This window comes from Verrucomicrobiia bacterium, assembly GCA_036268055.1.
GTDB lineage: Bacteria > Verrucomicrobiota > Verrucomicrobiia > Limisphaerales > Pedosphaeraceae > DATAUW01.
The window spans coordinates 1-22,266 of sequence record DATAUW010000007.1 but is presented as its reverse complement, the minus strand read 5'-3'; the positions used below and the strand labels follow the sequence as shown (position 1 = coordinate 22,266).

20 protein-coding genes are annotated in these 22,266 nt (G+C 56.1%); 17 read left to right on the top strand and 3 right to left on the bottom strand.

Annotated elements, in window-relative coordinates:
• The first annotated feature begins 104 nt into the window (after positions 1-104).
• From VH413_03135 to VH413_03060, 16 genes are all read left to right on the top strand, one after another.
• Positions 105-2,156 (top strand): ATP-binding protein, encoded by a 2,052-nt coding sequence (locus VH413_03135; protein ID HEX3797672.1) that lies wholly within the window; start codon positions 105-107, stop codon positions 2,154-2,156.
• Positions 2,157-2,349: 193 nt separating this feature from the next.
• Positions 2,350-3,549, top strand: a complete 1,200-nt coding sequence (locus VH413_03130; GenBank protein HEX3797671.1) for a hybrid sensor histidine kinase/response regulator — start codon at positions 2,350-2,352, stop codon at positions 3,547-3,549.
• Between the two features lie 178 nt (positions 3,550-3,727).
• Entirely contained in the window at positions 3,728-3,988 is a 261-nt protein-coding gene (locus tag VH413_03125) for a hypothetical protein (GenBank protein HEX3797670.1), read from the top strand.
• Between the two features lie 2 nt (positions 3,989-3,990).
• Positions 3,991-4,467, top strand: coding sequence for a hypothetical protein (locus tag VH413_03120; protein ID HEX3797669.1), 477 nt, complete (start codon positions 3,991-3,993; stop codon positions 4,465-4,467).
• Positions 4,468-4,470: 3 nt separating this feature from the next.
• Positions 4,471-5,511 carry a Rieske 2Fe-2S domain-containing protein gene (locus tag VH413_03115; protein ID HEX3797668.1) on the top strand — a complete coding sequence of 347 codons (1,041 nt, stop codon included), beginning with the start codon at positions 4,471-4,473 and terminating at the stop codon, positions 5,509-5,511.
• Positions 5,508-6,266 carry a hypothetical protein gene (locus tag VH413_03110; GenBank protein HEX3797667.1) on the top strand — a complete coding sequence of 253 codons (759 nt, stop codon included), beginning with the start codon at positions 5,508-5,510 and terminating at the stop codon, positions 6,264-6,266. Before VH413_03115 ends, VH413_03110 begins: the two co-directional genes overlap by 4 nt.
• Before the next feature lie 16 nt (positions 6,267-6,282).
• Positions 6,283-7,218, top strand: coding sequence for an alpha/beta hydrolase (locus VH413_03105; GenBank protein HEX3797666.1), 936 nt, complete (start codon positions 6,283-6,285; stop codon positions 7,216-7,218).
• 16 nt (positions 7,219-7,234) lie between these two features.
• Positions 7,235-7,999 (top strand): DUF1223 domain-containing protein, encoded by a 765-nt coding sequence (locus tag VH413_03100; protein ID HEX3797665.1) that lies wholly within the window; start codon positions 7,235-7,237, stop codon positions 7,997-7,999.
• A 65-nt stretch (positions 8,000-8,064) separates the two neighbouring features.
• Complete coding sequence (locus VH413_03095; protein ID HEX3797664.1) at positions 8,065-8,517, top strand: YHS domain-containing (seleno)protein; 453 nt, start codon at positions 8,065-8,067, stop codon at positions 8,515-8,517.
• A 33-nt stretch (positions 8,518-8,550) separates the two neighbouring features.
• Positions 8,551-8,973, top strand: a complete 423-nt coding sequence (locus tag VH413_03090; protein HEX3797663.1) for a DoxX family protein — start codon at positions 8,551-8,553, stop codon at positions 8,971-8,973.
• A complete protein-coding gene (locus VH413_03085; GenBank protein HEX3797662.1) occupies positions 8,970-9,515 on the top strand; it encodes a DinB family protein in 546 nt (181 codons plus the stop codon). Before VH413_03090 ends, VH413_03085 begins: the two co-directional genes overlap by 4 nt.
• A 4-nt stretch (positions 9,516-9,519) precedes the next feature.
• Positions 9,520-11,172, top strand: a complete 1,653-nt coding sequence (locus VH413_03080) for a VTT domain-containing protein (GenBank protein ID HEX3797661.1) — start codon at positions 9,520-9,522, stop codon at positions 11,170-11,172.
• A 6-nt stretch (positions 11,173-11,178) separates the two neighbouring features.
• A complete protein-coding gene (locus tag VH413_03075; GenBank protein ID HEX3797660.1) occupies positions 11,179-11,892 on the top strand; it encodes an NRDE family protein in 714 nt (237 codons plus the stop codon).
• A 555-nt stretch (positions 11,893-12,447) separates the two neighbouring features.
• Positions 12,448-13,605 (top strand): efflux RND transporter periplasmic adaptor subunit, encoded by a 1,158-nt coding sequence (locus VH413_03070; protein HEX3797659.1) that lies wholly within the window; start codon positions 12,448-12,450, stop codon positions 13,603-13,605.
• Positions 13,606-13,617: 12 nt separating this feature from the next.
• A complete protein-coding gene (locus VH413_03065) occupies positions 13,618-16,911 on the top strand; it encodes an efflux RND transporter permease subunit (GenBank protein HEX3797658.1) in 3,294 nt (1,097 codons plus the stop codon).
• On the top strand, positions 16,908-18,365 hold the full coding sequence (locus tag VH413_03060) for an efflux transporter outer membrane subunit (protein ID HEX3797657.1): 1,458 nt from the start codon (positions 16,908-16,910) through the stop codon (positions 18,363-18,365). The genes VH413_03065 and VH413_03060 overlap by 4 nt, the downstream gene beginning before the upstream one ends.
• A 12-nt stretch (positions 18,366-18,377) precedes the next feature.
• Here VH413_03060 and VH413_03055 read toward each other — a convergent pair whose 3' ends face one another.
• Both VH413_03055 and VH413_03050 read right to left on the bottom strand, forming a co-directional pair.
• Complete coding sequence (locus VH413_03055; GenBank protein ID HEX3797656.1) at positions 18,378-19,559, bottom strand: glycosyltransferase family 4 protein; 1,182 nt, start codon at positions 19,557-19,559, stop codon at positions 18,378-18,380.
• 46 nt (positions 19,560-19,605) lie between these two features.
• Positions 19,606-20,514, bottom strand: coding sequence for an N-acetylmuramoyl-L-alanine amidase-like domain-containing protein (locus tag VH413_03050; protein HEX3797655.1), 909 nt, complete (start codon positions 20,512-20,514; stop codon positions 19,606-19,608).
• A gap of 211 nt (positions 20,515-20,725) precedes the next feature.
• Between VH413_03050 and VH413_03045 the strand changes: the two genes are divergently transcribed.
• A complete protein-coding gene (locus tag VH413_03045) occupies positions 20,726-21,079 on the top strand; it encodes a hypothetical protein (protein ID HEX3797654.1) in 354 nt (117 codons plus the stop codon).
• Between the two features lie 994 nt (positions 21,080-22,073).
• Here the strand turns inward: VH413_03045 and VH413_03040 are convergent.
• A partial coding sequence (locus tag VH413_03040; protein HEX3797653.1) for a hypothetical protein occupies positions 22,074-22,266 on the bottom strand: 193 nt, incomplete at its 5' end.

The following is a 22,266-nucleotide window of genomic DNA, read 5'->3' as shown; positions in this document are numbered from 1 at the left end:
TTGGGTAGCGGAATGGTTCCTCCGCTCTGGGTTGGGGGCGCTTCTCCAAATACTTCTTGTCATACCGGCTTTCGCGCCCATACTTTCGTGAAAGGCACGAGCCTATGAAAACGCTTTTGATTCTTGCGGAACATCCGGAGTTTCCGGAGGCGATCCGGGCGGGGCTGAATCTTGAGAACTACCGGATCGTCCATTGCAGCAACCTCGAAGAGGCCGAGCCTTTGCTCCACCGTGGACTGCTCAGTGCATGTATCCTGGACCTTGAAACCGCTGATGTCCGCGCCACCTGGGTCATCGAAAAACTTCGCCGCCAGCTTCCAAATTGCCCGCTGATTGTTTTCACCAGCGCCGCCCAGCGCGACTGGGAAGAAGAAGCCTATCTCAAAGGAGTCTCGCAGGTCCTGACCAAGCCCATCCGTCCGCGCCTGCTCAATAATATTCTCGAACGCATTTTCAGCAAACCAGCGCCGGTCAGTAATCCCTCGGCGAGCGGCAGCAACCAGCCGATGTTGCGCCAGATGGAATCCGCGCGGCCCGCCGCGCCCGTTTCCCAACACGTTTTGCAGGCGCTGGAAGTGTTGCGGCATTTCTCCGCCATCCTGACACACTCGCTGGACTCGGAAGCGATGCTCAAAAAGTTTTTGCTGCTCCTGCGCGAGACCGTGGGCGTGAATCGCGCCGCGATTTTCCTGCGCGAACCTTCCGTCATGTTCACCGGTAAAAATGCCACGGAAGACACCCGGTCGCTGCGCAAGGCGTGTGCGATGGGTTTGCCAAACGGCCTGCTGGAACATTTTGAACTTTCATTCGAGAGCGGCATTGGCGGCCATATTTTCCGTTCCGGACGCATCCTGCGCCGCAACAGCGAAGAAGCCCGCCATGATGTCGAAATGCAACAGGAGTTTGAGTTGCTCGGCGCGCAAGTGGCGATTCCCATTCTCGACCGCGAAGTGCTGATCGGCATCGCCGTTTTTGACGGGCGACTCACGGGCGAACCGCTCGTCAATGGCGAACTGGAATTGATTTTCCATTTGCTCGAAGAGCTTGCGCTGGCGATCAAGAATATCTGGCTGCACGACCAGTTGGCCGCGAACCACGAGATGATGGCGGATATTTTTCGCCAGTTGAGCGGCGCGTGCCTGGTCGTTCGCCAGGACTTGACCATCATCCACGCGAACAAAGCGGCGCGTAATTGTTTCAGCAAAGGCAGCCGCCGCAATGGCGAATTGGAGTTCAGCGATCTGCCGCCCGCGCTCGGCAGCAAGGTTTATCAGGTGCTCAAGACCGGCACGGCCATCGCGACTTTCAAATATCAGCCGGAAGATTCGCAGAACGCCGTTTTCAATGTCAGCGTGGTTCCATTCCAGAAACAAGGTTCGGTTCTGCCCGCCTCGGCATTATTAATGGCGGACGATCTGACGCAATCCGAACAGTTGCGCAAGTTGGAGATCGAAGCCGCCAATCTGCGTCTTGTCACTACGATGGCTGACCGCCTCGCGCACGAGATCGGCAACGCGCTCGTCCCGCTTTCCACGCATCAGCAACTGTTGAAGGAACGCTATAAGGATCCTGAATTTCGCGCCACGCTCGAAATCGCAATGGCTGACGGCATCAAACGCGTTTCGCGCCTCATCAATCAGATGCGGTTTCTCGCGCGTGATTCGGCGGTGAGCATGGAAGCGTTCCCGATGGAAGGCCTGATTGCCGATGCCTTTGAAGAAGCACAGAAGCATCAGTCTGCCAAAGCCTCGCGCCTCGAATACAAAAACGGTGCCAAGCCCATCATCGTCAAGGGCGACCGCACCGCTCTCAAGCACGCCTTGTCCGAAGTCATGCTCAATGCGCTTCAGGCAAATCCGACCGACCCGAAAATCGGCGTGAATATCCGCGCCGACGCCAATGGCGAAGCGCCGAAGGATGTCGAGATTGAAATCCTCGATAACGGCGCGGGCTTCAAGGCCGATGCGAGCGAGAAAATTCCCACCCCATTCTTCACGACGCGCAATGTTGGACTCGGCCTCGGCTTGACCGTGAGCCGCAAGATCATCGAGCGTCATCATGGGAAACTCGAAATTGTCGCCTCCAAAGGCGGCAGTTCCGGCGTAGTGCGCATCACCCTGCCGGTCGCGCCCGCCGAGGGATTTCATATTAATTAATTGGCGCAGAGGCCTTTGCGTTGCATGTCCCGAGGCCGAGAGTGATTCTACTTGTGAACTTCCTGTTTTTCTGACACAAGTATCAGCAAATCTGTGACTCGGCGACGGTGATAGTGGCAGTTAATCATTAGCCATGCATGCGACCAATTTAGCAGAGCTAGATCCAGCCCCCATAAAACGCACGTTGTTGATCGTGGACGACGAAGAAGGTCCGCGCCAGTCCCTCCGTGTCGTCTTCAAGGAAGAATACAATTTACTCATGGCCAACGACGGCGCGCGCGCGATCGAGCTTGCCAAGCAAAACCGCGTGGATGTCGCCATCACGGACATCCGCATGGTCGGCATGTCGGGCGTGGAATTGCTCGAGCATCTCAAGGCCGTTGACCCCGCCATCGAAGTCATCATGCTCACCGCCTACGAGACGGTGGATACTTTGCGCTTCGCTTTGCGGTTGGGCGCGTGCGATTATCTCAACAAGCCTTTCGATATTTCCACGATGCGCAAGGCCGTGGCCAGCGCCATGGAACGCCGCTCGCTCGGCGAGGAGATCCGCAACAACAGCGACCAGTTGCAGGAGCTTCAAAAGGAACTTCAAAATCAGAAGACCAACGAGGAAATCACCCGCACCCGCGGCGAGATTTACGCGAGCATCATCCATGACATCAATGGCCCGCTCACGGTCATCTCCGGTTTCATTCAGTTGATGAGCCAGCGCATCGGCGCGAGTAACCGGCTCGAAGGCGATGATTTGGATTTCGTGAAAGACCGGCTCAAGACGATCACGCGCCAGGTCACCAACTGCATCGAGATTTCCCGCCGTTATCTCAGTTTCCTGCGCCAGAAGCCCGAGGAAAATCCCGCGGTCATCGTAAATCACATCCTGACCGATTTGAACCAGCTCATCCGCGTCCATCCCAGCGTCAAGGAAAACGAATTTCACATCGAGCCAATGACCGAGGAAGTCGCCATCAAGATAAATGGCACGGACCTCATCCAGATTTTGCTCAACCTGGCGGTCAATGGTTTTCAATGCACGCCGGAGAAACATTCCGTCCGCATTTCCGGCCATCGCGTTCATCAGCCGCTGGACTTGTCAAAGTTCGTTGATGGCCCCGAGGACCGCCTCATCAACCGCGAAAATTTTCGCAACTTCGGCCCGTTGCTGGCGGTTACCGTGTGCGATACCGGCCCGGGAATTCCCGCAGAGGTTTTGCCCAAGATTTTCGATCCCTACTTCACGACCAAATCCGTCTCGCAAGGCACGGGTCTCGGCCTGAACGTCGTGCAGCGCCTGATCAAAGAAGCCAAGGCCGCCTGCCATGTCCACACGAAAATCGGCGAAGGCACAACCTTCACGCTGTATCTTCCGGCGGTAGGAAGTGTATCAGTTTGAACTGTAACGGCGGTCAATAACCGTCGAATTTTTGGCCTGGCGAAATCGGCGCTCATAGGGACGGGTACACGTTGTAAATTTCTCAGACCGAAATACCACCCTCCACATCTCATCCTTCCCTATTTACCATCAGTCCAAATAGTGTAAGGATTTATGCGTCGCTTCGACTAACCAGCGCATGATCGCGGCAGCATTCCTCATTTTATTGGCCATATATCTGGCCTGCGGATTTTTGTTCGCGATCCTTTTTGCCTGCGCCGGCGTAAAGAAAATAGATCCGCATGCGGCGCGTGGCAGTTGGGGATTTCGCCTGCTGATCATTCCCGGAGCCGCCGCGTTTTGGCCGTTGCTGTTGCGGCGCTGGAAATCCGGCGTCACCGAGCCGCCGGAAGAGTGCAATGCCCATCGCCGCGCCGCGCACGAAAGGAGAGCGCCATGATTTTGGCTTTGCGACAGCGCCATCGCCGTGCGGCCATGACTCTCGGCATTTTTCTGCCGATCGTTTTTGCCATTGGCATCGCCGCGAGGAAGCCGATTCCAAACGTGGCCGCATTGCCGCCCGGGCTCAATCTCTGGGGAAAATTTAAGGCGGAAATTGGAAGTGATTATACTTTGTTTGACGGTCTGCTAATCGAGGTGATAGTCCGGCGCGAAGATAGAAATGGCGGTGAGTATGCCGTGGAATTTTCAGGCGGGCAATCCATCGTCAAGCCGGACGTGCTGGTTTATTGGATTCCAAAAGGCGGCGAGACAAATAAATTGCCCGCGAACGCCGTGCTGCTCGGGGGTTTTAATTCGCGCGTGGTTCTGCCAGTGCCCACGAGTGTGACGATTGGAGAGGGCTCATTCATGCTTTACAGTTTGGCCGAGCAGCAAGTCGTCACCGTTTCCCACCCGTTCGACCTAAAGCATCCATAAATTATGGGAACCGCCTACGTCGCAGTTCAATGGAATCGGCAGAAACGGTTTTACGATGCCGTGCTGATTGGCGGCGTGGCGATTTATCTCGGCTTGTTCGCGGTGCTGACGGAAAAACTTTTTCCCTACGTCACCGACGAGATCATGATCATGCGCGCCTTTGGCACGGCCGCGTTTCTGTTGCTGCATGTCATCCTGTGCATCGGCCCGCTCTGCCGCCTCAATCCAAAATATCTTCCGCTACTTTACAACCGTCGGCATGCGGGAGTGACGATGTTTATTCTCGCGCTCGTCCATGCGATCTTCGTCCTCGCGACCTATCACGCGGGCGGAGACGTCAATCCTTTCCTGGCCATTTTCGTCTCTACTCCATTTAAAGGAACGATCTTTACCGTGCCGTTCCAAGCCTTCGGTTTTTTTGCGCTGGTGATTTTGTTTCTCATGGCGGCGACCAGCCACGATTTCTGGCTCGCGAACTTGAGCGCGCCCGTCTGGAAATCTTTGCACATGTTGGTATATGTCGCGTACGCACTGCTCGTGCTGCATGTGGTATTTGGAATTCTGCAAAGTGAAACCAGCCCGGTTTACACGGTCGCCGTCGCAATCGGTTTCGTGACGGTTGCCAGCGTGCACCTGAAAGCCGCCCGCCGCGAAATCCGGCTGGATGCGGAATGGCATATCGGCCAGCCGCCGGAAGAATTCGTTGACGTCTGCGCCGTCTCGGACATTCCCGAAAATCGCGCGCGCATGATTTGTTTGTCCGATGAGCGCGTAGCCATCTTTAAATACGATGGGAAAATCTCGGCCGTCTCTAATGTTTGCCAGCATCAAAACGGTCCGCTGGGCGAAGGCAAGATTGTCTCCGGCTGCATCACCTGTCCGTGGCATGGCTACCAGTATCAACCCGATACCGGCGCTTCGCCGCCGCCGTTCGTTGAAAAAGTCCCGACCTTCAACGTGCGTGTGAAAAATGGCCGCGTGCTTGTGCAACGAAAACCGAACCCCGCCGGCGTGCGCGCCGAACCCGCATTGATCACCACATGAGCGATGAATTTTACATCGGCTGGGAAGCGAAGGCCGCGCCAGGTGTCGGCAAAAAAGTGCGCAAAACCGTCATTGCTTTGCTGTTGTTGGCCTTGATCGCGCCGATTGCTTTCGCCGTGTCGCAACACACGATTGGCCGCGCGATGTTCGAGTATGGCGAGGAAAAAAACTTTTCCGGCATCCTCGAATTATCGCCTTATCCGCATTTGCTCGTCCCGCGTCCCAACGGCGATGGCATCGCGTCCGATTACTCAACGTATTATTTGGTGGCGCAGTGGAAATTTGGACTCGACCATGCCGTCCTCGCGCCGCTCGACGGCCATCCGGTCAAGCTCAAGGGCGCGCTGATATATCGCGACAATCAAACCATGCTTGAGACACGAAACGAATGGATTCAAGCCGATGCCAAAACACCCGCAGCGGCGATTCCGCCGACCATGTCGCTCGGCAAAGAAACTTTTGTGGGCGAAATCGTGGACAGCAAATGTTTTCTCGGCGTGATGAATCCGGGCGAACTTACGCCGCATCGCGCTTGCGCCGTGCGTTGCATCAGTGGTGGTGTTCCGCCCGTGCTCGTGGTGCAACCGAAGGCCGGGCCGGTGATTTATTTGCTGCTGGTTTCCGCTGATGGCAAAACCGTAAACCAGCAAGTGCTTGATCTCGTGGCCGAGCCGGTGGAGATAACCGGCGAAGTGGAACGGCAAGGGGAGTTGCTGATTTTGCGCGCCGACCCCGCGACATATCGCAAGTTATGACGTAGGCTGAACGCGAATGACCGATCCCAATGATGCCAAATCACCAACGCCTTCCGCTGCCGCGCCGAAACGCAAACGGCGCCGCTGGTGGCTTATCATTCTGGTGGTGGTCGTTATCGGTTTATTCACTCTGGCCATGAGCTATCTGCATCTGCTGATTTTTTTGTATTCGCTCAACGATCATGCGATGACGAATTTTCCCGCCTACACGGTGAAAGATTCCTACGGCCACACCATTCGTTATTTTGAACTCAAGCAAACCAACGCCGAGTGGAACCTCGTTTACATTCACGGCACGCCCGGCGATGCCTCGGCTTTTCGCGTGCAATTTGACGAACCGTTTCCCAACGCGAATCTCCTCGCGCTCGAACGTCCGGGCTTTGTGGATTCCAAACCTGCCCGACGGCGTCCGAGCCTTGCCGACCAGGCGGATGCGCTCAGCGCCTTACTTACGAACAGTCCGCCGCATAAAACGATTCTCATTGGCCATTCGTACGGTGGGCCGATCGCGGTGCAGGCGGCGTTGAAATTTACGAATCAAGTGGCCGGCGTGATCTTGATCGGTGGGAGCGTGGACCCGGCGCAGGAACATGTGATGCTGATCCAGCGCATCGGCGATTGGCCGATTATTTCGTGGATCCTGCCGCGCGCGGCGCGCCAGTGCAATCGTGAGTTGATCACTTTGAAGGGTGATCTCATCCGCCTGAAACCGCAGCTTGCCAATCTCTCCGTGCCGGTGCTCATGCTTCACGGCGAGAAGGATAATTTGGTTCCGTTCGCCAACGTGGCGTATATGCGCGCGCAACTGGACGCCGCCGGCAAGAGCAATCTTTTTGATGCGCTCACTTTTCCAGCTTATAATCATTTTATTCCGTGGGAACACCCGGATGCCGTTGCCGCAGCCACGCGCAAATTAATTTCCGACATCCAGCAGCAATCGAAAATGAATTGAAAACTTCGGAGATTTTATGACGCAAATTATTTTTTGCCTTTCGTTGATCGTGACCATTTCGATTACCGCGCACGCCCAACCCGCACTCACATTTCAAAGCGCCGCCGAACAAACGCCGCTCGTCGAACTTTATACTTCCGAGGGATGCAGCAGTTGTCCGCCCGCGGAAATCTGGCTGAGCCATCTCAAACAATCGCCGGGCTTGTGGAAGGATTTTGTGCCGGTCGCGTTCCACGTTGATTATTGGGATTACCTCGGCTGGCGCGATCCCTGGTCGGCGCGGCAATTCTCCGACCGCCAGCGCGACTATGCGGGCGCGTGGCACAACGACAGCATCTACACGCCCGGCCTGGTCCTTAACGGCCGCGAATGGCGCGATTGGTCGCGCGGGCAAAATGAACTCAAGCCTTCTTCGGCCAAAACCGGCGTCCTCAGCGTGCGTTCAACGGAAACAAATCATTGGCAAATAAATTTCACACCTGCGCACGCGGGAGAAAACCATTTTGAAATTCACGCTGCGTTGCTCGCGAGCGGCGTGAGTTCCGAAGTCAAGGCCGGTGAAAATCGCGGGCGCACATTGGTTCATGATTTCGCCGTGCTTAATTTCACGAGCGCTGCCCTTCAGCGCGAGGGCGAAATTTTTCAAGGCAATTTCACCTTGCCCGGCGTTTCCGGCGCGAAGGGCCGACTCGCGCTGGCGGCATGGGTGACGCAGGCGGGAAACCTTGAGCCTTTACAGGCGACCGGTGGTTGGATGGATGCTTCCGGCGAGGCGCATTAGCCGCCAATTTAAAATTGCCAAAGGTCTGATGTAAGGTTACGGCATATTATCCGACGAACAGGAGTATGAAAAAATTATCATTGTTGTTTCTCGTGTTGGGGCTGGTCTTGCCAGTCTTCGCGCAATCCAAAACCCTCCTCAACGTGGATGATTCCGGCGTGGCCATCCAAGGTTACGATCCGGTGGCATTTTTCACCGACAATAAACCCGTGATGGGCAAACCAGAGTTTGTAGCCCGTTACAACGGTGCCACGTATTACTTCGCGAGCAAAGACCATCGCGACACGTTCAAGGCGAACCCGGCGAAGTATGAACCGGCCTTCGGCGGTTATTGTGCCTACGGCGTTTGCCACAACAAACTCGTGAAGGTGGATATCAATGCGTTTCAGATCGTGGATGGCCGATTGCTCATGCAGTACAGCAAGGACATTCGCGAAGACTTCAACAAGGACGCCAAAAGCAACCTTGCCAAAGCGGATTCAAACTGGCCAGTATTGCTCGAGAAGAAGGGCAAGTGATCTCAAGCGCTCCACCGCAACCAAAGGGTGAATATGAACGCATCGCTCACAAAGACGCAGTTGGCAATCAGTTGGGTATGCCGCATCGTGGCGGCGGTCATACTTCTGCAGACGCTTTTTTTCAAATTCACCGGCGCGCCGGAATCGGTGTATATATTCTCGCGGGTGGGAATTGAGCCGTGGGGCCGTTATGCGACGGGCACGGTGGAATTGATCGCTTCGGTGATGTTATTGACGCCGCGGCTGGCGTGGCTGGGCGGCCTCATAGCCATCGCCGTGATGGGCGGGGCGGTGGGCGTTCACTTGACAGTGCTGGGTATCGTGGTTCAAAATGACGGCGGGCTGTTGTTCGGTCTGGCCCTGGCAGTTTTTATTTGCAGCGCGGTCACGGTATATTTGCATCGGCGGGACATTCCTCATCAATGTCATAGCCGTTGCCAAACTCAAAAAACATGAAAACCAGTTCTCCAGGCGGCGAACGCATTTTGATCCATTCCGTCATTGACGCCCTGTTGCAGGGCGAAATCCTGTTGAACAATATCAGCGACGAGGCGTTCACGCGCAAAGTGTCGGTGGCTTTCGATGCCTCGATCGGCGGACACTATCGCCATTGCCTCGATCATTTTCGCAATCTGCTGCAATCCGCGGCCGCCGGGGACTTGAACTATGACAATCGCGAACGCGGCACGCTGATCGAGAACGACCGCTTTGCCGCACTGAACGCGACGCGCGAATTGCGCGAAGGTTTCGAGCGGCTGGATCCCGCCGTGGTTTCGCGTCCGCTGAATGTTACTTGCAAAACCAGCTACGGCACGCCGGGTTCGGAAGCCTCTCTCTCCACAGTCGGCCGGGAAATCATGTATTCCGTCGCCCATGCCGTGCATCATTATGCGCTCATCGGCGTGATGGGTGGCATCATGGGCCTCAAGATGCCCGCGGGTTTCGGCGTCGCGCCTTCCACGCTCAAGCATCAGGCGGACACGCGCGCGGCGGCCTGATTGAATGACCGCGGCCCTGTCACTTTCTCCGACAGCCGTCGCAGACTGGGTTCCCTTCGCCAAAGCGTTCGGATTTTTTCTGGCCACTTTCATCCTCGAAGATGTGGCGACGGTGGGCGCGGGTTTGCTGCTGGCGACTGGAGAGATTTCCTGGCCGGCGGCGTTTACGGCATGTTTTCTTGGCATTTGGATGGGCGATTTTGGCCTGTACGCGCTCGCGCGATACGGCGGGCGCACCTGGTTCGAGCGTTCCTCACTGCGGCGCTTTGCCACGAAAGTCGCGGAGAGCGAACAATGGTTTGAAAAAAAAGGCACGCCCATTCTTATCTTCAGCCGCGTCGTCCCGGGCGCGCGCCTGCCGACTTTTCTCGCGGCGGGTTTCTTGCGCGTTCCCTTGCCGCGATTTCTTTTGATCACGGGCGTCGCCGCCTGCGTGTGGACGATCAGCGTTCTGTATCTTGTGCAAATTTTTGGCGAGCGATTGAGCGGATGGCTTGGCACTTACAAGCACGCAGGATTTTTGCTGCTCGGCGGACTTATTGTCTTGATCGCGCTTTTACAAATCCTGCGCCGCACCTTTGTGAATTTTGATTCGCGCCGTTTCAAGGCGCGGCTTGGGCGCTGGACGCGCTGGGAATTCTGGCCCTACTGGTTATTCTATCCGCCCGTTGCCATTTACGGGCTGTGGCTGATGATAAAATATCGCAGCATCACCGTGCCCACGGCTTCCAATCCCGGCATTTTTTCCGGCGGCATGGTTGGTGAATCCAAAATGGAAACGCTCAAGGAACTGCACGCGACCAGTCCCGAATTCACCGCCGAGGCCATCTTGATCGAAGGCGAAACTCTTGAGGCCCGTTTGCGTTTGCTCGACGAAATCCTCGCGCGGCCGAACGTGAGTTTTCCCTTCATAATGAAACCCGACCTTGGCCAGCGCGGCGACGGCATCAAACTGATCCGCGCGCGGGAACAAGCCGAGGCGTATCTGCGTTTCACTGCCGCGCCCGTGCTCATTCAAAGCTATGCGCCGGGCCCGCATGAAGCCGGTGTTTTTTATTATCGTTATCCGTCCGAAACGCGCGGGCATATTTTTGCCATCACCGAAAAAATATTTCCTGTGCTCATCGGTGACGGCAAATCCACCATCACCGAACTCGTCTGGAACGATCCGCGCGCGCGTTTCATGGCGGACAAATATTTGAAGCGCTTCGCCAAGCGAAAAGACGAAGTGTTGGCCGCAGGTGAAGAATTGAAACTCGTTGAGTCGGGGAATCACGCGCAGGGCTGCATTTTCCGCGACGGCGAGCGGATGGCCACTCCCGAATTGCTCGCGCGCATGGACGACATTTCCCAGAAGATCACCGGATTTTATATCGGCCGTTACGACATCCGTTACGCGAGCGAAGACGATTTGCGCGCCGGAAAGAATTTTCAAATCATCGAACTTAATGGCGCGTCCTCCGAGGCCACCAATATTTATGACGCGCGCAACTCGCTCTTCGACGCTTACCGCACGCTCTTCAAACAATGGGACCTCGTCTTCGGCATCGGCGCGGCGAATTGCCGTCGCGGCTGCGTGCCGACCAAGCTCGCCCTCGTCTGGCGCAAGCGCATGGAATACACGCGGCTGTCCGCCACGTATCCGGCGGCGGATTGATTTTACATGTGCACGGTCACGCTCATCGCGCAGCAACGGGGTTATCGTCTCGGGATGAACCGGGATGAATTACTTACCCGCGCTGTCGCCAAGCCGCCACGAAAGAAAAAAATTCGCGGGCATATTGTCCTCGGTCCGAGTGAGGCGAGCGGCGGCACCTGGATCACGGTGGATGATTGCGGAGTCACGCTGGCATTGATTAATTGGTACGCGATCACTGCGCGGGTCCGGGGTGAAACAGTCAGCCGTGGCGAAATTATTAATTCGCTCGGCGCGCTCGGCGATGCGGAATCGGCGCACGCACAGTTCGCAAGATTGCCGTTGAAACAAACCAATCCCTTTCGTTTGATCGGGGTTTACCCGGCGTCGCGCGAAGTGGTGGAATGGCGATGGGACTTGAAAAAACTGGTTCGCAAAAATCATCCGTGGCAAACGCAACAATGGATTTCATCCGGCTTTGACGAACCGGGCGCGCAACGTGAACGCGATAAAATTTTTCAAGCCGCTTTTCGCCAGGGTTCGGCGGGCACGGCGGAATGGCTGCGGCGGTTGCATCGGAACCATTCACCGGCGCGCGGTCCCTTTTCCACGTGCATGCACCGGAAAGATGCCGCCTCGGTGAGTTACACGGAAGTGGCTTTTGCGCCGGGACGGGTGGAGCTGCGGTATCATGCCGGTTCGCCTTGCCAGAAAACGCATTCGCATTTTCTTCGTTTATAATCCATGGCCATCGCGTAAAAAGTTGGTCGCATTCGGGGTAGTGCATCAGTTTGAACCTTCACCTGTAGCGGCGATCTATGAACGCCAAATCCGTTGGGAGCGCGGGTCTATGACCCGCAGCAACTCCCGCGAAGATTGCCGTTTCGATGAGGCAAAGGTTTTAAAAATAACCGATCCGGTATGCGACAGAACTAAAGCATGCGGCGGGCTGAGCCGCAGGTGGCTTGACCTTATGGACCTTGCTGCGGGTCATAGACCCGCGGTCCGTCAGGAGATGTGTCCGAAAAATTGTGCGCATCCGCATTGTGTGATTGGACATTTTTGAATTGCGAATTATTGTAACCGCGCAGTGCCTTGATGGCTCATAAGTGCATCAGGAATTGATTCTTGCGATACATTTTAGCCGGCATGGCTGCCGCTGACGAAATCGCCGTGGTCCAGACGCGTGCAATCTGGGTAACTGGAAGGGCTGAGAAAAGTAAAATGATGCGGTATTCGCAGCGAAATGGGAAAGGGAAAGACACTGTCCGAAGGGCGCTGTGGCCAGTGATAGCAATGGCGGCGTGCGTGCTTGCCCTGAATTGCGGCTGCAAGAAAAAGACCACCCCGCCGCCGCCGCCGGAAGTCCAATTTCTCACTGTCACCACGACCAATGTTCCCATCATCGAGGAATGGATCGGCTCGCTCGATGGCTATGTGAATGCGCAGATCCGCGCCCAAGTCAGCGGTTATTTGCAGACGCAAAATTACGTCGAAGGTTCGGAGGTCAAGTCCAATGACCTGCTTTTCCAGATTGATCCGCGTCCGTTTCAGGCATCGGTAGATCAGGCCAAGGCCAAACTCGCCCAGGACCAGGCGCAGGCGCAAAAAGCGGAACTCGACGTGAAGCGTTACACACCGCTCGCCAAGGAACAGGCCATCAGCCAGGAAGAATTGGATAACGCAGTCCAAGCCAATCTTGCGGCAGCGGCGCAGGTCAAAGCTGATGACGCGCTGGTTGAGAATGCGCAGTTGCAACTGGGCTTCACCAAAATAACTTCGCCCATTGACGGCATCGCGGGCATTGCGCTCGGGCAAATCGGCGATCTCGTTTCGCCTTCGAGCGGTGCGTTGACGACGGTTTCAACCGTTAATCCGATCAAGGTTTATTTCAGTGTCAGCGAACAATCCTATCTTGATTTCTGGCGGCGCTACGCGATCTCGAATGAAGATGCAACGGACCTGAAAATGGAATTGGTTCTTTCTGACGGCACGATATTTCCGGGCAAGGGAAAGTTTTATCTGGCCGATCGCCAGGTGAATCCCACCACCGGCACGATGCAGATCGCGGCGGTGTTTCCCAATCCCCAACGGTTGCTGCGCCCCGGCCAATACGGCCGCGTCCGCGTGCAAACGGAAACAAAAACCAACGCTGTCATCATCCCCCAGCGTGCCGTGATTGAACTGCAAGGCAGCTACCAGATCATCACGGTGGATGACCAAAATAAAACCCATTTGAAGTCGGTGAAAGTCGGCCAGCAAGTCGGCGCGAATTGGATCATCGAGGAAGGCTTGCAAGCGGGCGATAAAGTCGTGATCGAGGGAACACAACAGGTAAAGGAAGGCACGACGGTCAATCCCAAGCAATGGAATCCCAACGCGCAGACCAATACTCCGCCCGATAATGGCCAGAGTGGCGCCACCACGAACGAGCCGCCGAAGGATAAGAAATAGATCGCGACGCGCATGTATCGCTTTTTCATCAGACGCCCGATTGTTGCCATCGTCATCGCCATCCTCACGGTGATCATCGGGCTGGTTTCCATGTTCACGCTGCCGATCGCGCAGTTCCCGAACATCGTGCCGCCGGAGATGCGCATGCAAACCACGTATCTCGGAGCCGATGCCCAGACCCTCGCGCAGTCCGTGGCCACGCCCATCGAGGAGCAGATGGCCGGCGTGGACAACATGAACTACATGTATTCCATCAGCGCGAACAACGGAGCGATGCGCCTGATGGTGAACTTCGACGTCAAGACCGACCCGAACATTGACCAGGTGTTGACGCAGCTTCGCGAGAACCAGGCCGAGGCGCAGTTGCCGCAGGACGTCCGCAATTTCGGCATCACGCTTTTGAAATCGCCCACGAGCCCACTGATGTTGGTGGCGCTTTCTTCGCCGCACCAAACACACGATGGCACTTTCCTCGCGAATTACGAATACATCAATCTGGTGGACCAGATCACGCAGTTGAAAGGCGTCTCGAACATCAACGTCTTCGGCGCGGGCCAGTATGCGATGCGTTTCTGGGTGAAGCCCGACCAGCTCGCGAAACTGAACATCACCGTCAATGACATCATCAATGCCATCAACGCGCAAAACACCGTCAATCCCGCCGGTCAAATCGGCGGACCGCCGACACCGAAAGGGCAGGAGTTCACTTATGCGGTGACGGCGCAAAGCCGCCTCGTTTCAGAAAAAGATTTCGGGAACATTATCGTGCGGGAAAATCCCGACGGTTCGGTCGTGCGTTTGTCCGGCGTGGCGCGGGTGGAATTGGGCGCGCAGCTTTATAACATAACGGGCCGGTTGAACGGCACGAGTTCCGCCGTGATGGCCATCTATCAACTGCCGGGTTCCAATGCGCTGGACGTCGCCAAGGAAGTGCGGGACCTGATGGAGAAACTGAAACAAAAATTCCCAGCGGATTTGGAATACTCGGTCTCGCTCGATACAACATTGGCGGTTTCACGCGGCATTGATGAAATCGGCACGACCTTTATTATCGCGCTGGTGCTGGTTATTTTCGTAGTGTTCCTTTTCCTGCAAGGCTGGCGCGCGGTGATGATACCGCTTTGCGCGGTGCCAGTTTCGCTGATCGGCACGTTCGCGTTTTTCCCGCTGTTCGGTTTTTCCATCAACACGCTTACGCTCTTCGGGCTGGTGCTGGCGATCGGGTTAGTCGTGGATGACGCGATTGTCGTGGTTGAGGCCTCGGAGCGTCACATCGAGGAGGGATTGGAACCGAAGGAAGCGGTGACCAAAGCGATGGATGAAGTCGCGGGGCCGGTGGTGGCGCTCGCTTTGATTTTGGCCGCGGTATTTATCCCGACGGTTTTCATCAGCGGCATCACGGGGCGGCTTTATCAGCAATTTGCGCTGACGATCGTCATTTCGGTGATGCTTTCGGCTTTCAATGCGCTCTCATTGAGTCCCGCGCTGGCGGCGATGCTGTTGCGGAAAAAAGATGAACAGCGGAAGGGGTGGCTGAAGAAATTTTACGACTGGTTCAATCGCGTTTTTGACAGCACGCGCAAACATTATTTGCGTTATTCGGGATGGTTTTTGCGCAAGGCGGGGTGGGTGTTGCTGGGATTGTTTATCATCGCAGGAACGGCGATTTTGCTGGCGTGGCGGCTGCCGACGGCGTTCGTGCCAGAAGAAGACCAGGGCTACGCATTTGTCGTGGCGCAGCTTCCTTTCGCGGCGTCGCTCGAACGCACCGATGCGGTGTCGAAAAAAATCGAGCAAATCTTGAAGGCGACTCCCGGAGTGAGGTATTACACGACCGTCGAGGGATTCAGTTTGTTGAGCCAGGTGCAGGCCACGTACAATTCGTTTTTCTTCGTCACGCTGCAACCGTGGGACAAGCGTAAAAAGAAAGAAGAGCAATATGTTTCGATCAAGGCGCACTTAAATGAGGAACTGAAGAAGATTCCCGAGGCGACGGCGTTTGCCTTTTCACCGCCGGCCATTCCGGGCGTCGGATCGGCGGGCGGGTTCACCTTCATCATGGAAGACAAATCCGGGCGGCAGAATTTGGATTTCCTGACGGAAAACGTGAACAAATTCATCGCGGCGGCGAAGAAACGGCCGGAGTTGACCGGCGTCAGCACCACGCATTTGCCCAATGTGCCGCAGATTTACATTGACGTGGATCGCGACAAAGTTTTGAAACAAGGCGTCCCGCTGGCGGATGTTTACAAAACGATGCAGGCGTTCATGGGCGGTTATTTTGTCAATTATTTCAACCGCTTCGGGCGCCAATGGCAGGTGTATGTGGAGGCGGAATCCGACTATCGCGCGCGCGTGGAAAACATCGGCCTTTTTTACGTGCGCAATGCCGCGGGTCAAAGCGTGCCGCTCTCCGCCTTCACGAAGGTGGAACGCCGCACCGGGCCGGAATTTGTAATGCACTACAACGAATATCCAAGCGCGCAAATCAACGGCGCCGCCGCTCCCGGCTACAGTTCCGGGCAGGCGACGAAGGCGCTGGAAGAAGTTTTCGCCCAGACAATGCCCTCGGAAATGGGCTTCGATTATCTCGGCATTTCCTTCCAGGAAAAGCAGGCGGCGCAAGGTGTTTCGCTGGGAACGATTTTTACGTTCTCGATCGTTTGCGTGTTCCTGATTCTGGCGGCGCAATTTGAAAGCTGGTCGCTGCCGTTCAGCGTTTTGCTTGGCACACCGACCGCGATCCTTGGCGCGTTCCTGGCTTTGAATGCACGTGGTTTGCAAAATAATGTTTATGCGCAAATCGGTTTGATTATGCTCATCGGTTTGGCGGCGAAGAACGCTATTTTGATCGTGGCCTTTGCGAAGGCTGAATATGAAAAGGGCGAAACCATCGAGGAAGCGGCGCAAAACGGCGCGAGCATTCGCTTGCGGCCGATCTTGATGACGTCATTTGCGTTCATCCTGGGTTGCATGCCGCTGTGGTTCGCGACCGGTTCGGGCGGCATCTCGCGGCAGACGCTGGGCACGGTGGTGATCGGCGGCATGCTGGGTGCAACGCTGGTGGACACGCTGATCGTGCCGGTCACTTTTGCGATGGTGGAAAGAACGGTGAAGCGTTTCAGCAAGAAGCCGCAGCAAAAGGGCGGCAAGCCGGGCGGCGAAAAAGATGGCGACGACAAAGATGCCGGCAAACCGGAGGGCGAGAAAAAATCGGACGAGCATAAAGAAGACGCGGACAAGAAAAAATCCCGGGACGACGGCCCCGAAGAAGACAAATCAAAACCGGACAAATCCGGCGGATGATCACGTATTCACCATTTTGGAAAAAGTGCGCCGCGGGCGGCTGGGGAATTTCTTCGCTTCCGGCGGTCGGGCTGTTTTTGGTATTCCTGATTTCGGGTTGCGCGGTCGGGCCGAATTATCAACGGCCCAAAGTTTATTCTCCGCCAAGCTTTCGCGGTGAGACGCAAACGGGCACCAATTCGTTTGGCGATCTGCCGTGGTGGGAAGTTTTTCACGATCCGGCGCTGCAAAACCTAGTCCGCACCGCGTTCACGAACAATTACGATTTGCGCGTCGCCGTCTCGCGAGTGGAACAGGCGCAGGCGTTGGTCACCGAGGCGCGCTCGCAGCTTTTTCCACAGGTGGGTTATGGCGGCGTCGGTGGGCGCGGAAAAAATGTGGGCGCGAACAATACGCCTTCGCCGACGGGCACGACGGGCAGCATTTTTGCGGCGGATGTTAGCGCGTCGTGGGAAATTGATTTGTGGGGCCGCATCCGGCGCATGACGGAATCGGCGCGGGCGCAATATTTCGCGAGCCAGGACGCGCGGCGTGACGTGCTGACCTCGCTGATCGGGCAGGTCGCTCAGGATTATTTTCAACTGCTCGCATTCGATCGCGAATTGGCCATCGCCAAGGACACCACGAATTCCTTCGGCGACAGTTTGAAAATTTTTACCGAGCGATTGAATGGCGGTGTCGCTTCAAAATTGGAAACGTCATCGGCGGAGGCGTTGATGGATTCCGCCGCGGCCACGATTCCCGAATTGGAACGCCAAATCGTCATGCAGGAAAATCAACTGAGCGTTTTGCTGGGCACGAATCCGGGCCCGATCATTCGCGGCGACGCTTCGCTCGGCGACCAGTTGCCGCCGGAAGTTCCGGCGGGGATGCCTTCGACCTTGCTGGAACGCCGGCCCGATATTCGCGAGGCAGAACAGCAACTGCGTTCGGCCAACGCGCTCGTCGGTGTCGCGCAGGCGGATTTTCTGCCGGACTTGAGCCTGAGCGGTTTGTTCGGGCGCGTGAGTCCTGATCTCGCAGTTTTCACGGGCGGCGGCGCGACGGCGTGGAGCGCGGCGGCGAGTTTGACGGGGCCGATTTTTGAAGGCGGACGGCTTACGGCGGAATTGAAACGCACGAAAGCTTTTCGCGATGAGACCGCATTGCAATATCAGGGCGCGGTGCTTTACGCGTTTCAGGAAGTTTCGGATTCGCTGGTCTCGCGCGATAAACTTGCGGAGGAACGCACCCAGCAGGAACGCGCGGTGGCGGCGTATCAAGAAGCGGTGGCGACGGCGATGAAGCGTTACAAATTGGGCAACGCGAGTTACTACGAAGTGTTGCAGGAACAGCAGTTGCTTTTTCCGGCGCAGAACGCCCTGGTGCAAACGCAGGTGAACCAGCTTCTCAGCATCGTGCAACTGTATCGCGCGCTCGGCGGCGGCTGGCAGCAGGAAGAAAAGAAAAAGTAAGCGGGTGGATCGTCAGAGCAAGCCGAGCCGTTGCAGGTTGTCGTGGAAGAGGGTTTGGAAATAATCGAAGGAGAGTTCGTAGTCGGAAATGCGGCGGCGCGGCGGCGCGGGATCGGCCATCACAATATCCGCCCATTTCAAAATGGCGTCGGCGGTGGCTTGAGCATCGCGGATGGGAACGACTTCGCCATTTTCTCCCGGACGGATGAAGTCATTGGAGCCGCAGTGCGGCGTGAGGATGGCGGGAAGGCCGCAGGCGATGGCTTCGAGCGCGGTGCGCACGAGACCTTCCTCAAGCGAGGGCAGCACGAAGACATCCGCGCTGCGAAGGCGCTCGACGAGTTGCGCGTGCGGGAGTGACGGCGACCATTCGATGGGCAGATCGCGATACTTGTCCATCACGGCGCGAACGTCATCCTGAATGATGTGCGTGAGCAGCAGGCGCGCGGAAGGATGGCGGCGCTGGACGATTTTAAAGGCTTCGAGCAGGTAGGGCGTGCCTTTGCGCAGCGAGAGGCTGCCGGTGTTGATGACCGTGAGGGGGCGGTCTTTCGGACGCGGAGTCGGGGCGGGTTGGAACACGGAGAGATCAATCGGATAGATGGTCTTGAGGACTTTTTCCGGTTTGAAACCGCGGTCCAGAAAGGATTGGCGGACGTAATTGCTGGGGGCGAGCACGAGGTCGGCTTCGGCGACGGTGATGCGGGCGCGTTCGTAAAAATGGCGGCCGACGGGAGTCTGCGGATAATTCCAGCGGCGATGTTCTTCGGAAATGATTTCCCAAAAATGATCAATGTGCGAATTGCCGGCGTCGAGAAAAGTTCGACCGCCGTTCCGGCGCGCCCAACGAAAAGATTTGTTCGTATAAGAGTAGCTGGAAATGAGGTGGTCGCCGGGCTGGAGTTGGGACTTTATCCAGTGATCGAACCAGGGATGGAGGCGATAGCGAAACGATTCCCCGTGAAAAGAACTGAGGGTGCGGGCGCCGATGTAACTGACAAGGCCGATGGCGGGCTTGAGCCGCGTGCGTTCAGGGGGAACGCCGACGATGCCATTGCGCGTGCCGAGCGCGAGAAACCGAAGCATGCCGAAATTTTCCAGGGCGCGCGCGTAGGGGTCGCACGGCGAACGCTGCGGCGTGGCGACGATGAAGTTGCGAGTTTTTGGCGGTGAAGAAATAGAGGTCGAGTTCAAGCGAATGAATGGGCGACGTCCAGATCAAAATTGGGCGTGATTCATTTTATGCCGCGCTGGTGACTTCGAGTGGACGCGCGAACATGACGCCGGTCAATTTGGTTGACCAGTTGAGGCATTTGGCGATGTCGGTCTCGAACGTGACTTTCATGTTTTTGCGCGAGGACGAGGCATCCATGAAATGCACGACACCTTCGGAATCTTTTATGCAAAGGCCCGTGTGGCCGATGTCAATTCCCGCCGCCGTGGTGCAGACGCCCACAATGTCGCCGGTTTGGAGGAGATGTTCGTCAGCGGCGAGTTTGTCCATCGGCAGATATTTGAGCGAGCGAGCGTTGATTTCAGCTTCGGTCGCGCGAATTTTTGCGACGAGATCGGGATGCGCGGCGAGCTGGCGATAGTTCGCGGGATGCGCGGACATGACGCCGACCTTTTGCGTGAAGGGTTCCGCACCGGGCAATTCCGGCGTGAGAATTTTGATCACGCCTTTCTGCGCGTTATCCACGAACCAATCGGTGGTGTAATGCAGGCGCGAGGTGAAGTCGCCGATTTTGCCGCCGCGATAACGGGTGAATTGCACCTCGGCGAGCAAATCCTCCGGCGAACTTTTTCCGCGCTTGAGCATGCGCGCCATGCACAGCGAATCTTCAAAAAAAGTGACGCAATCGAGGCCGGTGAGATTGACGACGCAGGCTTCGGTGTCCTTCGAAACTTCCAGCGTGAAGCCGACGTAAGGCGTGCCCTTGAATTCCATGGCGATCTTGCCGATCAGTTCACCGATGGGGAGGCGCCGCCAGTTTTCGGCGGAAGCCTTGCTGACGATGCGCTCGAAGATTTCCTGTCCGTGGAAATTTTGGAGCGGGGCGGAGAGCCCGGCGGTATCGGCGAGCGCGGAGAAAGCCAGGATGCCCAAAGTGCCAATCGAGGTGTTGCGAAAAAATTCACGTCTGGTCATAACAAAAATGATTAAGCGCCGCCGCGTGGCAATGGCAAGCTCATTTAAACATGCCACGCATTTGCAAAGATAAGGTAACGCGCCACCGGTTCCGGGCGCAAGCCATTGGTCAATTAAACTGAAATGGAGTGTTTTGAAACGCCATGGTATTGTAAGGTAATTCCCGCCTTCAAATATGGCTCTCGCGAAAAAAGTTAAGAAAAATTCGGTTGTGAAAAAAGACGCGAACTTGAGCGAGCGAAAATCGTTGGCACGTTCCGCTTCCAATTTTGCAAAGCGAGTCCTGCCACTTTTTGAATACGTAAATCCAGAGGATGATCGTCCGCGTAAGGCAATCGAGGCGGCTCGTGAGTGGGCGCGCGGCAAAATAACGATCAGTGAAGCGCGCAAGGCCGCATTTGCCGCGCATGCCGCTGCCCGTGAAGTAACCGATCTTGCCGCCCGCGCTGCCGCGCGTTCGGCCGGTCACGCGGCGGCGACGGCGCATGTGGCGGGACATGCGAAACATGCGGTGGTTTATGCAGCAAAGGCGGAGGATGGTGCGGGCAAGGTTAAAGTTCGGTGAATGCCGTGTGTTTCACCTTGAATATTTAAGCGGTGAAGTTTTTTGACGAAGGGGAGGAGCTATGCGATGGGTTCCGTGGCGGCGAATGGAGGATTCGTGTGCGTCTTTTTAATTTGGAAGATTCTTTCGTCCCTGTCGGGACTTGAATTAGTAGCGAACTAAAATCCAGCCATAAATGGCTGGGCTAAGGTCGGCCGTCCCTGCGGGACTTCGGACGGCGGAGCGGCAGCGCCGCCCTGCCGTGTCCTGGATTGTCGGTGTTCCTGCGGGAGTTGGTTTGAAAAAATCCAACCCAGCAAATTGGTGGAGGAAACTTTTGACGGGTGGATTCGCGCGAGTGATTTGAGGATGCTCGCCTCGCTTCGCTCGATAGAGAGGTGAGTTTGTTTTGACGAGGATTCCCCCCAACTGAAAGTTGGAGGTTAATGAGAAGCGTTGGGCGAGTGAGGTTATTGGGAAAAAAATTCATATGAAAGTTCGGCTGACCCTGCGGGCTTCGGCGGTCTAATAACCTGCAGCTTCAGTAAGCGTTGAAATGAAGGGTGGAAGTGGCGCTTCCAATTCTGCGGGCGGCGTCTTGCTTGCGGTAAAATCGCGCTCTTGCGCAACCTCGTTGAGGTTGTGAGGATTTTTCGTCTTACCCAGGGTAGGCCCGAGGACGGGCCAACCCTGGGCTTTGTTGCGCAACATCTTCGATGTTGTCGGATGGGAAGAAAAACACTTTCACTTTCATATTCATTAAGCGTTGAAATGAAGGGTGGAAGTGGCGCTTCCATTTCTGCGGGCGGCGTCTTGCTTGCGGTAAAATCGCGCTCTTGCACAACCTCGTTGAGGTTGTGAGGATTTTCGTCTTACCCAGGGTAGGTTCGAGGACGAACCAACCCTGGGCTTTGTTGCGCAACATCTTCGATGTTGCCGGATGGGAAGAAAGCCACTTTTATTCCCACATCGTCTGCGGTTCATCTTGGATTTTGCCGGATGAAGGAAAACACTTTCACTCCATATTCATTAAGCGTTGAAATGAGGGGTGGAAGTGGCGCTTCCAATTCTCGGGCGGCGTCTTGCTTGCGGTAAAATCGCGCTCTTGCGCAACCTCGTTGAGGTTGTGAGGGTTTTTCGTCTTACCCAGGGTAGGCCCGAGGACGGGCCAACCCTGGGCTTTGTTGCGCAACATCTTCGATGTTGCC

Excerpts from the sequence above, each read along its gene's own strand:
- VH413_03135 (HEX3797672.1), top strand. The coding sequence starts at position 105 with ATGAAAACGCTTTTGATTCTTGCGGAACATCCGGAGTTTCCGGAGGCG.
- VH413_03125 (HEX3797670.1), top strand. The coding sequence starts at position 3,728 with ATGATCGCGGCAGCATTCCTCATTTTATTGGCCATATATCTGGCCTGC.
- VH413_03115 (HEX3797668.1), top strand. The coding sequence starts at position 4,471 with ATGGGAACCGCCTACGTCGCAGTTCAATGGAATCGGCAGAAACGGTTT.
- VH413_03110 (HEX3797667.1), top strand. The coding sequence starts at position 5,508 with ATGAGCGATGAATTTTACATCGGCTGGGAAGCGAAGGCCGCGCCAGGT.
- VH413_03105 (HEX3797666.1), top strand. The coding sequence starts at position 6,283 with ATGACCGATCCCAATGATGCCAAATCACCAACGCCTTCCGCTGCCGCG.
- VH413_03100 (HEX3797665.1), top strand. The coding sequence starts at position 7,235 with ATGACGCAAATTATTTTTTGCCTTTCGTTGATCGTGACCATTTCGATT.
- VH413_03095 (HEX3797664.1), top strand. The coding sequence starts at position 8,065 with ATGAAAAAATTATCATTGTTGTTTCTCGTGTTGGGGCTGGTCTTGCCA.
- VH413_03090 (HEX3797663.1), top strand. The coding sequence starts at position 8,551 with ATGAACGCATCGCTCACAAAGACGCAGTTGGCAATCAGTTGGGTATGC.
- VH413_03085 (HEX3797662.1), top strand. The coding sequence starts at position 8,970 with ATGAAAACCAGTTCTCCAGGCGGCGAACGCATTTTGATCCATTCCGTC.
- VH413_03080 (HEX3797661.1), top strand. The coding sequence starts at position 9,520 with ATGACCGCGGCCCTGTCACTTTCTCCGACAGCCGTCGCAGACTGGGTT.
- VH413_03075 (HEX3797660.1), top strand. The coding sequence starts at position 11,179 with ATGTGCACGGTCACGCTCATCGCGCAGCAACGGGGTTATCGTCTCGGG.
- VH413_03070 (HEX3797659.1), top strand. The coding sequence starts at position 12,448 with ATGGCGGCGTGCGTGCTTGCCCTGAATTGCGGCTGCAAGAAAAAGACC.
- VH413_03065 (HEX3797658.1), top strand. The coding sequence starts at position 13,618 with ATGTATCGCTTTTTCATCAGACGCCCGATTGTTGCCATCGTCATCGCC.
- VH413_03060 (HEX3797657.1), top strand. The coding sequence starts at position 16,908 with ATGATCACGTATTCACCATTTTGGAAAAAGTGCGCCGCGGGCGGCTGG.
- VH413_03050 (HEX3797655.1), bottom strand. The coding sequence starts at position 20,514 with ATGACCAGACGTGAATTTTTTCGCAACACCTCGATTGGCACTTTGGGC.